8 protein-coding genes are annotated in these 12728 nt (G+C 48.4%); 5 read left to right on the top strand and 3 right to left on the bottom strand.

Features of this window, described 5'->3' with window-relative positions:
- Nucleotides 1-132 precede the first annotated feature (132 nt).
- The 5 genes from JW878_01195 to JW878_01175 all read left to right on the top strand — a co-directional run bounded on the left by JW878_01195 (nucleotide 133) and on the right by JW878_01175 (nucleotide 10804).
- Nucleotides 133-693 carry a CopG family transcriptional regulator gene (locus JW878_01195; protein ID MBN1761680.1) on the top strand — a complete coding sequence of 187 codons (561 nt, stop codon included), beginning with the start codon at nucleotides 133-135 and terminating at the stop codon, nucleotides 691-693.
- A 22-nt stretch (nucleotides 694-715) separates the two neighbouring features.
- Entirely contained in the window at nucleotides 716-2308 is a 1593-nt protein-coding gene (guaA, locus tag JW878_01190) for a glutamine-hydrolyzing GMP synthase (GenBank protein ID MBN1761679.1), read from the top strand.
- Entirely contained in the window at nucleotides 2302-3495 is a 1194-nt protein-coding gene (locus JW878_01185) for an LL-diaminopimelate aminotransferase (protein ID MBN1761678.1), read from the top strand. The genes guaA and JW878_01185 overlap by 7 nt, the downstream gene beginning before the upstream one ends.
- A gap of 24 nt (nucleotides 3496-3519) precedes the next feature.
- Complete coding sequence (locus JW878_01180; protein MBN1761677.1) at nucleotides 3520-4362, top strand: diaminopimelate epimerase; 843 nt, start codon at nucleotides 3520-3522, stop codon at nucleotides 4360-4362.
- 358 nt (nucleotides 4363-4720) lie between these two features.
- The gene (locus tag JW878_01175; GenBank protein MBN1761676.1) at nucleotides 4721-10804 is read left to right on the top strand and encodes a right-handed parallel beta-helix repeat-containing protein; all 6084 of its coding nucleotides are present in this window, start codon (nucleotides 4721-4723) and stop codon (nucleotides 10802-10804) included.
- A 104-nt stretch (nucleotides 10805-10908) separates the two neighbouring features.
- Here the strand turns inward: JW878_01175 and JW878_01170 are convergent, their stop codons facing one another.
- The 3 genes from JW878_01170 to JW878_01160 form a co-directional block, all read right to left on the bottom strand.
- A complete protein-coding gene (locus tag JW878_01170; GenBank protein MBN1761675.1) occupies nucleotides 10909-11163 on the bottom strand; it encodes a hypothetical protein in 255 nt (84 codons plus the stop codon).
- An 87-nt stretch (nucleotides 11164-11250) separates the two neighbouring features.
- Nucleotides 11251-12090 carry an imidazole glycerol phosphate synthase subunit HisF gene (hisF, locus tag JW878_01165; GenBank protein MBN1761674.1) on the bottom strand — a complete coding sequence of 280 codons (840 nt, stop codon included), beginning with the start codon at nucleotides 12088-12090 and terminating at the stop codon, nucleotides 11251-11253.
- Between the two features lie 98 nt (nucleotides 12091-12188).
- Complete coding sequence (locus tag JW878_01160) at nucleotides 12189-12728, bottom strand: hypothetical protein (GenBank protein MBN1761673.1); 540 nt, start codon at nucleotides 12726-12728, stop codon at nucleotides 12189-12191.

The following is a 12728-nucleotide window of genomic DNA, read 5'->3' as shown; positions in this document are numbered from 1 at the left end:
TAATCCTCCTTTACAGAAAAAGAAAGAAAAGAGGACTCATAAAAACGAATACATCGATGTGTAACCTTTTTTGGTTTACTTAACAGAGGGTTAACCTTTAAATATACACATGCGATAACTATTAGTAATAAAATGCCAGCACCAGAAAGGATTACGGTAGCGATGGATCAGGAGACCTTTAAGATGTTCAAGAAGATGCAGGAGGAGCTAGGGATATCTCAGAGCGAACTCGTGCGAGAAGCGTTGAAGTTTTATAGCAAACATCGAACGCTCTTTGAATCCATTGAAGACCGGAAGGTGTATACCCATGCCGAGATGCTCAAGCTGGGCGAGCACGTCATCATGGATATCGATCACTGGCTTCTCTTCTTGAAGTTTATCGACTCGCATCCAGAGAAAGAGAAGTTCTGGGAATTGAATAAGGCGATCTGTGAGGCACATTCAGAGCAGTTCAAACACAAATATTATCGCGTAGAATCAGTGCTCAAACGACTCGAAGCATGCAATTTCTTCACCGTAACGCAGGTCTCCAAGAACGAGTTTACCTTGGTGTTAAGTTCTGACGTGCTCAAGACATTCGTTAAAGCGCTTCTCGAAGAGACACTGACTGGAATGGGCTTCGAGGTGGGGATAAAAGAGGATTTAGCAAAGTTGCGGTTGCGAGTATTAAACGAACACCGCGAGCGGGAATAGGGAATCGAAAAAGCACGAGATAATGGCACAGAGAGAAGCAGATACAGAAAAGGAAAAAGACCGCGTGGTGATCCTGGATTTCGGCGGTCAGTACAGCCACCTTATCGTGCGGCGGTGCAGAGAATTAGGCGTCTATACCGAGCTTCTTCCGTTTGATACGCCCTTTGAAGAGCTGAGGCAAGGAACAGAACGAGCGAGAGAGGACAGTAAGATTCGAGGGATTATCCTTTCCGGCAGTCCGTTTAGCGTGCACGAGCCAGGAAGTCCGCACTGCAGTCCTGGGATTGTTGATTTGAACGTACCCATTCTCGGCATTTGTTATGGCGCACAGCTCATTGCGGATGTCCTGGGCGGTGAGGTGACAACCGGGGTAAAGGGCGAATTCGGGCGAACAGTATTTGCCTTTAACGATTCAGAGCTTTTTGAAGGGGTCCGTGAAAACGGAAAGATAAACGTATGGATGTCGCACGGAGATGTGATAAAGTGGTTCGATGGCGCGGAGGTTTTAGGCTCTGCGGCAAATTCCCCGGTCGCCGCATTTCACGTAAGAGAGCATATCTATGGCGTGCAGTTCCATCCAGAAGTATATCATACGGAGATGGGAGATAAGATCCTCTGGAATTTCTTGTACACGATCTGTGGCTGCGAACGAAATTGGACGATGGAATCGTTCATTGACGATACGATAAAGGGGATAAGAGAAGCGGTTGGTAACGAGGGAAAAGTGATCTGCGGACTCAGTGGTGGCATTGACTCTTCTACTACCGCCGTGCTCGTCCATAACGCCATCGGTGATCGGCTCACGTGCATCTTCGTTGACAATGGACTATTGCGAGAAGGCGAAAAGGAGGAGGTCATCGAGCTATTCGAAAAGAACTTCAAGATGCGACTGGTGGTGGTGGATGCGAAGGGGCGATTTCTGGAGCGTTTACGAGGCGTTACGGATTCCGAAGCCAAGAGGAAGGTAATCGGCGAGCTGTTCATAACCATTTTTGAAGAGGAGGCGAAGAAGCTGGGTGACGTGGACTTCCTCGCGCAGGGCACGATCTATCCTGATAGAATCGAGAGTGCGCTGGCGAGTTCACAGAAGTCATCACGCATAAAATCGCATCACAATGTCGGTGCGCTGCCCGAGAAACTTGGACTCACGCTGATCGAGCCCATCAAGGATCTGTATAAAGACGAGGTGCGGGAGGTGGCGAAGGAACTCGGCATGCCGTCGCAGATCCTCGACCAGCATCCGTTTCCCGGGCCCGGTCTCGCGGCGCGCATAATGGGCGAAGTTACGGAAGAGAAACTGCGGATATGCCGTGAAGCATCCAATATTGTGGAGGAGGAGTTGGAGAAGAGCGGCTGGTACGAGAAAGTCTGGCAAGCGTTTGCCACAGTGGGTGACGATGTCGCCACGGGTGTTCTGGGCGATGCGCGAAAAGTAGGCCGAATCGTTACGATACGCGTGGTCGAGTCGAAGGAGGCGATGACCGCGGATTTCGTAAAACTCCCGTATGACCTGCTGGAGACGATGAGTAAACGAATAACAAACGAGGTGAAGGGCGTGACCTGGGTGACCTATGCGATTTCCTCGAAGCCGCCAGCAACGATAGAGCCATGTTAACTGGGATAACTGAACGGTACGCACAGGGGCTACGGTCACTTCCGCCGTATCTGTTTGCGGAAATAGATCGGAAGAAGGATGCGGCACGAAAGAAGGGTGTGGATATAATCGACTTGGGCATCGGCGATCCCGATTTGCCGACACCGCCGCATATCGTTGAAGCATTGTACAAAGCTGCTCAGAACCCGGACAATCATCGTTATCCTACGTATGAAGGCATGCTCTCGTTCCGTGAGGCGGTGGCTGCATGGTATAAAAAGACCAAACACGTTACGGTCAATCCAGAAGACGAGGTACTGACGTTGATCGGCTCAAAAGAAGGGCTGGCGCATTCGGCGTTCGCGTTTTTAAATCCAGGCGATACAGCGCTTGTCCCGGACCCGGCATATCCGGTCTATCACAATGCCACGGTCTTGGCGAATGCGGTACCGCATGCAGTTCCATTAACCGAAGAGCACGACTTTAAGCCTGATCTGGAAACGATCGATACAGACGTGGCGAAGCGAGCAAAGCTCATGTTCTTGAGTTACCCCAACAATCCCACGGGAGCGACCGTGGACGAATCGTTCTTTAAGGAGGTAATCGATTTCGCGCACGACAACGATCTCATCATTCTCCACGATAACCCGTATTCAGAGCTTGTATTTGACGGCTACGAATCGCCGAGTTTCATGGCAGTCAACGGTGCAAAAGACGTGGGAATTGAATTCAATTCGCTTTCCAAGACGTACAATATGACCGGCTGGCGCATCGGCTTTGCCATCGGCAATGCGGAGATCTTACAGGGTATCGGAAGTGTGAAGAGCAACATAGATTCAGGCGCGTTCCAGGCGGTACAAGAAGCGGGCATAGCGGCATTGACGGGCCCCCAGGACTGTGCAAAGCAGAACGTCGCAATTTATCGGGAACGAAGGGATATTTTAGTTGCGGGATTGCGATCTGCGGGATTCGAGGTGAACGAGCCAAAAGCCACCTTCTATCTCTGGGTTAAGGTTCCCCGCACTTTTCATCCTTCTACTTCAGCGTCTATCGAGTTCTCGATGCATCTACTAGAGCAAACAGGCGTTGTCGTGACGCCTGGAGTAGGCTTCGGAACGTACGGCGAGGGGTTTGTCCGGATTACGTTCTGTACGAGCGGTAAGCGGTTAACGGAAGCGTGCGAACGGATAAAAGGGTTGAACTTGTAGAAACGAAAAGAGGAAACAATGAAAATAAACTTCACCAAGATGCACGGCTGCGGTAACGATTTCATTCTGATCGACGACCGTGACGGTGGAATACCTGACGAGAAGAAAGCAGCAATCGCTCAATCACTCTGTCAAAGAAACTTCTCGGTCGGTGCTGACGGCGTTCTGTACATTTGTAACTCCTCTTCGGAAGAGTATGACGTGCGGATGCGCATCTTCAATCCCGATGGCTCGGAAGCGGAAATGTGCGGCAACGGCATGCGGTGCTTCGCCAAATACGTGTACGAGCACGGTATAGTGCGAAAACGGGAAATAAAAGTGGAAACGCTGGCAGGAACGATCGTACCCGAAGTAGAAATTGATGGAGACGGCGTCGTTACCTCGACGAGCGTGTTCATGGGAAAGCCCGTCTTTGACAAGATAGACGAGCCGTTTTTGGTAAACGAGGAAATCGGTGAGATCAAGCTAACGACGTTGAGTCTCGGAAATCCGCACGCTGTGGTTATTCTCGATTCGTTTGAAGGATTCGACGTGGATAAGATAGGAAAGGCCATCGAATCGCACGAGGCGTTTCCGAACCGGACGAATGTTGATTTCGTTAAACATGATGGACCCCACGAGAGCAAAGTACAAGAGATTTACGTAAGAACCTATGAACGCGGCGTTGGGGAGACGTTATCCTGTGGAACCGGCTCAACAGCTTCCGTTCTGGCGCTTAATAAGCTGGGGGATGTTCACCTGAACGAGCCCGTTATCGTGCATACGCTCGGTGGGGATCTGATCGTCGAGGTAAAGGAGGAAGGCGCGTACCTCCAGGGTCCTGCGGAAGAGGTATATAAGGGCATGGTTGAGGTGGGGATAGAGTAATCCACAAGGTTAAAAGATAACTTTTCTTATTGAGCAGTTGACGGTTTTTGGGGTATGCGTATTGGCTAAAGTATGGTTGCAGGTCGAAAGAACTTCTTGCTATCCGTGCCTTTTTGATAGCAGGGCTGCCTGCCATCTTCTCTCGTTTAAAACTTGGATGCTGGAAGGTTTTACCTCCTAGTGGAAACAGGACTTTTATACCTGAAACCACGGGCAAAAACGAAAAGTTTATACGTGCTAGTAATGCATCTCCTTTGTTCAAATGAATGTAAATTGGAGGCGAAAAGGGTGAATGTTTAGCGTTGATTGCGATTATGCGTATAGTTTACACGGAATTTAAAGGGAGGCTGATACCCAGATGAGTAAGATTTTGAAACTAATGACACTTGCAATTATCGTGGTGATAATTGGGAGTTGTGTGATGCCTTGTGTTGCGATTGATGATTCAAAATATGAAGTTTCTACTAAGATGTCGAATTCACTTGTATATACCAGTGAAAACAGTAACGGAGGTGAACTGGCAGAGTTACAGGTACTTTCACCGTATGAGGCAGTAAAGGAATTAGATGCATCTATAGCGACTCTCTACCGTATCACTTTAGAATTGGAAAAGGATTTGGAAGATGGCGCGGTATCCGAGGATTTAATCGTAAAATATACAAAGGCTACAGACGCTGTACGGAAAAATCATGCCAATGTGAGGCACGCATTAGACACTACCACGAGATTATTTGAAGAACTGGTGTCTGAAGGCGAGCTCTCTGAAGATATTCTAACTAAACACCTTAAACGCGTTGAGGATTTCGAGTCGAGTTCGTCCGTTTTACTCCAGGCAATCGAACCACACCAACCCCCGGAGACAAGAACGAACGCGCTCAGCACAACAGAACTGGAAGATCTGAAGACAGTGCTTGAAGGAGTTGCATGCTCCCCGGAAGAGCGCTCGTTAAGTGGTTTGATTCAGGACTCCTCCTATTCGACGGCTCCGGAGCCCCGGCTCTTGCGAGATAAAGAACAAGTAGTTGGGACTCTTGATGCTGCCCTGGGCGCGTCTCAAGACCCATCTGATTATCTGGCGGGTAATGCCTCGAGCGCGATTAAAGAACTGGCTGCAGACCTGAATTATGACCCGGTCCAAATCTACTACTACGTGCGGAATACTACCGATTATGAGCCTTATTTTGGGTTGATGGCTGGCTCTGATTGGACGTTACAGCAACATGCAGGGAATTCGTTCGACCAGGCGAATCTCCTGGTTGCGTTACTGCGCGAATCCGGAATACCTGCCCGATATGTGTACGGCACGATTGACGTTTCTGAAGAAGACGCCGCCAACTGGCTGCGTGTTAAGGACACTCGCTACGTTTCGAGACTCATCTATGAGACTGGTATTCCAGGGGCCACCGTCTACAATCTTACAGAAGATAAGTTCGGGATACGGCTCGAGCACATGTGGGTTGAAGCGTACGTAACGCAGAATGGCTCGGAGACGTGGGTGCCCGTGGATCCGAGCTATAAAACCTACGAATACGTGCCCGGCGTGAATTTAACGTACAATGCGACTGAAGTATCCGCTATTCTGACCGAGATGTTAGCAACAGCAACGTACGATGAGCCGCACGGGTGGGTAACGGGGGTGAACGAGACCTTTATTACTGCGAGTTTTGAAGCGCAGGTAAATGACACGATTGCGTCTATTATGGCTGACCCTGAGTTACGGAATCTCACGTTGCGGCAGCTCTTTGGCTATTGGAATCTCACAGAAGAGTATTCCGATTCGTTGCCAACCGTACTTCCTTACGAAGTCGTTTCCATTTTGAATGTCTCTGCAGAGATACCGCAGGATTACTATCACCGGATAGAACTCAAAGGTTTCGTCAATTATACACTCTACGCACCCGAGATTGCGAGTAAGAAGGTCATGCTCAAGTTCAATCCCGCTACCGAATATGATCGTACGATACTGAAGCAGTGGGGCTGGAAAAATGCGGCCGATTGGGCGGATATGCAGCCGGTGTTGCTCATCGATGGCGAGCCCGTGGCCAATGGCTCGGCGCGAGCGTTGGGCAGCTTTGCAGATCTTACCCTCGAATTCTATCAGCCACTGAATGCCACGCCCCGAACAGTGAACGATACGTTTACCGTCGGCGCCTTATATGCCCTGCTCTTCAATGTGGGTACAGTATCCCTTCCACAGGTCGAGAGCGAGATAAACGAATGTGACTTCGCGGCGAACGAAACGTTTGCCGACAATGTCCTGCGACAGTTGCACCTTATCGGGATGTGCTGGTTCTTTGAAAGTGATTATTTTGAGGAGATTTATGCTGCGGCCTTCGATGTGAGAAGCTACCGCTCGTCGCCGGCCTATGGCAGAACGGCGCTGGACTTGCAAGTAGCCTGCGTCTTCGGCCTGTGCTCGGTGGATGAGGGCGGGATGGTGATGGACATCAGCAGGCATACGTTAGGCGCCGTGGGTGCGGTTAATGACACACGCGCTTTCATGCTTGGTACCGGCATGGCGGCCTCAGGAGCAGAGCACAGTATATTTGAACATCTCTATGGCATCGATTCCGTCTCCACCGTCAAAGTCCTGCAGGAGGCTAACCGGCAAGCAATACCCGTTTACTTAATCTCCCAGTATAACCTGGCTGCGCGGCGCTCAGAACTGTATATGATCCCTTCGTACGTCTGGGACTGGATTGAGGACGCGGTAAACCAGGACAAAATTGTGATCATTCCGAAACGAGAGATGCAGATAAACGGGTGGACCGGCATTGCGTATATGGTGACCGATCCCGAGACCGGCGCATCGGGCTTTCTCATCACGGGCCATTCGGGGGGAATGCCAACAGATTCCGCCTGGGCTGATTTCTGGGACATAGATTGGGACGCCTTTTGGAAAGGGTTTGCCTACGGGGCGTGGAGTGACGCCTATGACGATTCTGTTAGCGAACAATCACGGCTCTTAGGAGCATTCTTATCAAATTTCGTTCCATTTCTGACGCTCATCAGAGACACGCCCTATTATCTCTATCAAGTCGCTACCGGAAATAATGGAATGAACTTAATACGGGGCGTTATGGAAGTAATCCCCTTCTGCGGCCTTACGGGCAAGATGATTAACAATATTTTTAACGTTTATTCGTGGGGTATTGAAGGACTCCTCGCAGAGTTGAAAGGACTGCCCACCCAGGCAGCAGAGGACTATGTAACGACGGTAAAAGGCCTCGGCAAGAATCATAACGTTTATCCGGGCAGCTACGACGATCTTGGAGTCAATACGGGCGACGATGCCGCCGAGTTGTTGGGCGATCTCAATAATATCGAAGGGATTCCGGGCTCGGACGAGTTAACCGATCAAATTGCTAATGGCGAGTCAGAAGCGGTATTCGCAGCGGAGATCGCGTCGCAGTACAAAGATGAAGGACAGACGATAGTCGAGATAAAAACGAGTATTGGCGGCATAGCAGCCATCATTATAATCATACAGAATCCTGATTCGAGCTACAAGGTTGTTGTGCCGTTTGATATCAATGATTGGAGCGCTTATGCATCCACGCAGAAACAGAACGAGCTTAAGCAGGAAATAAGTAACATAATCACTGCATGCCAGGCTGCATATGGTTCTACCGTTGAGATCGTCTTTGCCTTTGATGGCAAGGTACCGCAATGGGTTCGTGATTACGTAACCTCACTGGGTAGTACGATCTCGCTTGTGGAGACCTATGGCGGAGCTTCCGGTGGGACACTCGATGTTACGGGTCTATTCTCGACGCTTGCTTTTACCGGCGATGCTCCCGTGCACAATACCAGCTCCTACTCGTCTATCCAGGAGGCGGTGAATGCCGCGCAGCTTGGCGATACTATTTATGTACATAACGGGACGTACAGAGAACACGTGGTCGTGAATAAACCCTTAGCGCTCATTGGCGAGAACAAACACACGACGATCATCGAGGGCAACGGAAGCGGCGAGGTCATCCGGGTCATAGCCGATGACTGCGTTATCAGCGGGTTTACGGTGATAAATGGATCTACGGGGATCTATGTGGCATCAGATAACAACCGTGTAAATGAGACGATCATAGCCCACATAACCGGTGCGCCGGGCAACGAATCGCTTTTTAATTTAACGAGAACGGGCGGGCTTGGCACTGGGATCCACGTGTATAAAGGGGTCAATAACTTGCTCTCAATCAACACGATTTCAACCGTTTCCGGTGGTGTTGGTGGCAGTTTAGACGATTGGCTCAGCACTGATGGGAATGGCGGCAAGGGCATCGGGGTGTATCTGCATTTGTCACCAAACACCACCGTATGTAACAGTACCATTTCGGGTATAACTGGCGGTACTGGCGGCGGCGATTATGGTGACGATGGCACGGGTGACGGGGTTTTGCTCCGGTCATCCAACAATAGTATTATCACTGATAACACGATCACGTCGAATAATCAGCACGGCCTCGTTTCAGAACAGACGTTCAATTTAACCATTTCTGATAATGTTATCAGCGATAACGGAGCTGGCGGCACTTACGGGCACGGCATTTATCTGAAGTCCGGAGCAAATGCAACCGTAGCCAACAACACGATACAGAACAATACGGCGACGGGATACTCCTGCGGTATTGAAGCAGCATCATTCTCAAATGCGACGATTTACGATAACCGCATAACGGACAATAAGAACCACGGTATTCTCTTACGATCATCTTCCGGGCTGAATATTACGGGAAACCTGTTGGCAAACAATACTGGTACGGGCATCAACCTTGAAGAGTCTTGGAGTAACAACCTTACGAACAACACCATCTCCTCAAATAAGGGCTATGGGGCCTATCTAGATTCATCCAGCAACAATAAGCTGCATGATAATAAACTCCAAGAAAATACCTACAATTTCGGTATAGCGGGTTCTCCTGATTCTGACTTTTATCAAGATATAGATACCTCAAACACCATTAATAGCAGACCTATGTATCATTTAATGGGAAAATCTGACATCATAATAGATAAAAATGCCGGGTATGTCGCGCTTCTGTCATGCAATAATATTACTGCCAAGGATATAATAATAACAAATAACTTCTTAGGTATTGTAGTTATTAACTCAACGAATATAAGGTTAACTAACAATACATTCTTGAACAACGAACACGGCGGCATATACCTGGGGGAGTCCAGCAATAATCAGGTTACCGCCAACACCGTGGCTTCGAACGGCTATGGCATTTGGATAAGCGGTTCCTGGAATAAATTATCCCATAACAATAGCATCGCAGGTAACACGGTGCACTCGAACAGAGGGTATACCACGGGGTATGGCATCTATCTCGATTATGTCGAGAGTAGTATGATCATGAGCAACAGGATCTCGAATAATTTCTATTATGGTATTTATCTCTCTTCTGCCAGCGACAACACCATCTACAACAACTACTTTGACAATACGAGGAACGCGAGAGACTTCAGCACGAACCGTTGGAACATCACACCAAGAGCAGGGACAAACATCCTGGGTGGTCCGTACCTTGGCGGTAATTACTGGAGCGATTACACTGGTGAAGATCAGGACGATGATCTACTCGGTGATACCCTTGTTCCGTACACCTGCTCTGGAAGAATTTGGGACAGCGGCGATTACCAACCTTTGGTATTGCCGTATACGTATGCGGATGTCGGCGTAACGGTTGATATCGAGCCTGCCAGTCCCGGCGATTTGGAGCCTGAACTACCACCGGGGACGGATTTAAGCAACGTAATAGCCATTACGGTAAACGTGCTGGACAGTACGCCAGCGAATTCTGCGGATGATGCATACACCGATATAACGATCAACGTCGGTACCATGGATATCGGAACCTGCAAGGTCTTCAAAGCGGGCATGGGGTTCTTACCAGAGGTTGCTGACGTTACTGCGCTTCCTACCGTGAAACCGCCTGGTGAGCCAGCGTTCTCCCGTGATGTGGCTAACAAAACAGTCACTGTGAGGCTCTATGTCGGTGATCCTCTTCTTGTCGTGTTACAGCCGGTAGAACTGCCAGGCTTCAATACCGGAGAAGGCACGTATCCAAGTATTCCCGGCACGCACAATGGATCAATAACGCCTTTACAAACTATCAACGTGAGCACGTTGTACACCTATCCCTCTTCGGGAACAGGAGGACATACGGAATACGTAAAGCTCTGGAACAATTCCGGTTGGAATGTCACGGCAACGTGGAACGGCTACCGGGGCGATTGGCACAACATCACGTTCAACGAACCGTTTACACTGCTGGCAAATGAAACCTACAACTACACTATCCGCACCGGCTCTTATCCGCGGATTCACCACAAATCTGAACTATTAACGCCGAAAGGGTGGATAACCTGCACGGAGTTCGTTGACGCTAACGGGAAGCGATATAACAACAGGATCCCTGCGATAGCGTTGTATTGAAACGATGGGAGAAGAGATATAATATAATAAGCCTCCTTTTTTCTCTCGTCAGCGGCTTAAAAGATGAAATTTAAAATCTTCTGCGTTGCTCTCATGAAAAATTGCTAAATAAACCCCTGGTTGTAAATTCCTTCTAGGAGATCATGATAAACATAAAATATGTAACCCACTATTCCTAATCCTACTGCGATAAAAAGATAAGGATTTAACTCCTTTAAGGATGACGTCCCCGATCTTTGCGTAGCTATCCAAGAAAGTAGGACACCGGTTACAATAATAGCCCATATTTTAAGTTGAAAAGTCCATTTGAATCTCATAAGCATTTCTTCGCGAATAGTTTTGTATTCTTCTTTATTCATTTTCATATCTAATATAATGTTTAAAGATATATTAAAAGTATTTGTTAGTCTTAAAATCACCTTCAAGTGTTCTCTAACTAGCTCGTCTTACAACCGCACGTGAACCCCCTGCTCCCGCAAATACCGCTTTACCTCCTCCACGGTATATTCCTTATAGTGGAATATCGACGCAGCGAGCGCCGCCGACGCGTCTGTTGCCTCAAACACCTCTTGTATGTGCATCGGGAACCCGCACCCGCCGGAAGCGATCATCGGAATATTCACGCGGTCACAGACCGCTTGCGTTAACTCGAGGTCGAACCCGTCTTTCGTGCCGTCCCGGTCCATGCTCGTGAGCAGTATCTCACCTGCTCCGCGCTCTGCTACTTCTTGGGCCCATTGCAACGCATCAACTCCGGTGAAGGTTCGCCCGCCGAAAAACGAGCACTCGAACCAGCATTTCCCTTCTTTTGTGTCGATGAGTTCTCTTCCCTCATCTGCGGCTTTGTTCGCTGCCTCTTCGGTAAGAACGTATCGCCGTTTGGCGTCGATCGCCACGACGCACGCCTGACTCCCGAACATGCGGGCGATCTCGTTCACCAGTTCGTGATTCTGCAATGCCGCGGTGTTTATCGATACTTTGTCTGCACCCGCATTGAACATCCGTCGTGCATCCTCGACACTGCGGATCCCACCACCGATGGTAAGCGGTATGAAAACATTACTGGCTGTCTTCTCGATCACGTGTGCCATCGTCTCCCGGCGTTCGTGCGATGCCGTGATATCCAGAAAGACGAGTTCATCCGCACCTTGTTCGTCGTATACAGCCGCAAGCTCCCAGGGAATGCCAGCGTACGTTATCTGTTTGAATTCTATTCCCTTGACTACCCGCCCCTCAGCAACGTTCAAGTCGCAGTCCAAACAGGGGATGATTCGTTTTGTTAACATTTGTGTTCATATCTCCCAACCTAATTTAACAATCTGCGTGTTTGCGAAGTGCCAATCGCTAAGCGACCCTCAAACACGCTGTTAGGTGACATTATTATTCACTTCGTTATTAACTTTGCAGTTATTGTAACCATATTATCTTCCCATCCTTTCCTCGATAACTCTTTTATCTTATTTTTAATCTCGTTTGGAGAAACCAATTTCCATCCTTTTTCCGAGAAATAGTTTATTATCTTTGCTTCATCATTTAAGTGAATATTACCTGCGGCCAGTGCATAATTTATTTTTGTCTCTTCATTTATGAGGCCTTTCTTTAAATATTCTTCACGTAGTCTCTTAGTCACAATATTTCTATACTTGTTATTAGTGAATAATTTGTAATGCTTTGCGTCTTTATCATCCTCACCGGAAACACCAGAAAATTTAACACCCGGAGAATCAAGGAAAGACTTAGCCTCAATCAAAAATAATTCGTTTTCCTTGACCTTTAATGCTACAAGATCAATCTCTGGTCTGGGCATAGATGGTGTGCCAATCTCCTTTTTGTCCGCTTTTGAAATATCCACTTTAACAGACTGCCTAACCCAGTATTCTTCTTCCTCCAAATATTGTGCTATTATGTTTTCAAACGCGTTCAT

It is taken from the genome of Methanomicrobia archaeon (assembly GCA_016930255.1).
Taxonomy (GTDB): Archaea; Halobacteriota; Syntropharchaeia; order Alkanophagales; family Methanospirareceae; genus JACGMN01.
This window is presented reverse-complemented; position numbering and strand designations above follow the sequence as displayed.

Excerpts from the sequence above, each read along its gene's own strand:
- JW878_01195 (MBN1761680.1), top strand. The coding sequence starts at position 133 with ATGCCAGCACCAGAAAGGATTACGGTAGCGATGGATCAGGAGACCTTT.
- guaA (MBN1761679.1), top strand. The coding sequence starts at position 716 with ATGGCACAGAGAGAAGCAGATACAGAAAAGGAAAAAGACCGCGTGGTG.
- hisF (MBN1761674.1), bottom strand. The coding sequence starts at position 12,090 with ATGTTAACAAAACGAATCATCCCCTGTTTGGACTGCGACTTGAACGTT.
- JW878_01160 (MBN1761673.1), bottom strand. The coding sequence starts at position 12,728 with ATGAACGCGTTTGAAAACATAATAGCACAATATTTGGAGGAAGAAGAA.
- JW878_01175 (MBN1761676.1), top strand. The coding sequence starts at position 4,721 with ATGAGTAAGATTTTGAAACTAATGACACTTGCAATTATCGTGGTGATA.
- JW878_01170 (MBN1761675.1), bottom strand. The coding sequence starts at position 11,163 with ATGAATAAAGAAGAATACAAAACTATTCGCGAAGAAATGCTTATGAGA.
- JW878_01185 (MBN1761678.1), top strand. The coding sequence starts at position 2,302 with ATGTTAACTGGGATAACTGAACGGTACGCACAGGGGCTACGGTCACTT.